Here is a 523-nt window from a genome sequence, read left to right on the forward strand (position 1 = left end):
TCTCATGCGATACAGGCGAGCCAAGCGACGCAAAGCCACCATCTACCGCTCAGGCCCCTTGAGCGTGCGAGCCACCCAGGGCACCTGCACACTGCCCGGCATCCTCTCGGGCTCCACCCTGTCGGAGCATGTGGATGCCTACGAGCGGCCTTTCGCCCTGGTGCACCACGGGGATGGGACTCTCGCGGTCCTCATGGGAGTCTCTCCCGCAGGTGCTGCCCTAGTCGACCAGGAACAAGTCGACCAGGAGGTCGCCTTGTGGGGCATGTGGCTGGCTGACCTGTCGGGCGAGCTGGGGATCGTCGGTGCCTCTGTCACCGTGGAGTCCGCGCCCGACACGGGGGCCAGGCTCAAGCGCGAGGTCGCCTCCCGCACGTCCTCCGACGCACCCCCTGTGGCGCGCCAGGTTCTGGCCGACGTGGTGGAGGAGTACAGGGCGGGGGCCGCCCAGGTCCGCTCCTGGGTCACCGTCGTCTTCGATCCGACCAGGATGAGCGTGCGCAAACGGGACCAGGCTCAAGCC

1 protein-coding gene is annotated in these 523 nt (G+C 68.3%); it reads left to right on the forward strand.

The genetic code is table 11. The annotated features are described in order from the left end of the window. Window positions 1-4: 4 nt before the first annotated feature. Window positions 5-523, forward strand: a 519-nt coding sequence (locus FK530_RS26985; protein ID WP_331456386.1) for an SCO6880 family protein, incomplete at its 3' end; no start/stop codon positions are given.

The organism is Tsukamurella conjunctivitidis, from assembly GCF_007858475.1.
GTDB lineage: Bacteria > Actinomycetota > Actinomycetes > Mycobacteriales > Mycobacteriaceae > Tsukamurella > Tsukamurella conjunctivitidis.